Here is a 209-nt window from a genome sequence, read left to right on the forward strand (position 1 = left end):
TGGGGAATCCAACATTTGCATCGCCTATCTGCACTTGATCCTTACACAGTGGAGTTTTGTTTTTCTAAGCCTACTCCCCATTTTCTGGCGTTTGCTGCTTCATTAGGCGGGGCCATTGTCTATAAAGACGAAACGACATCTTTTCCAATCGGTACGGGGCCTTTTTCCTTGTCGGATCATTCAAGTAAGCGCCTTCGCCTTCAAGCATT

1 protein-coding gene is annotated in these 209 nt (G+C 46.4%); it reads left to right on the forward strand.

Annotation, left to right across the window (positions count from 1 at the left end; genetic code table 11):
• Positions 1-15: 15 nt before the first annotated feature.
• Positions 16-209 (forward strand): ABC transporter substrate-binding protein (locus CHH91_RS21080; RefSeq protein WP_217973804.1); only part of this gene is annotated, 194 nt, incomplete at its 3' end.

Source organism: Virgibacillus sp. 7505, from assembly GCF_002272135.1.
GTDB lineage: Bacteria > Bacillota > Bacilli > Bacillales > Amphibacillaceae > Terribacillus.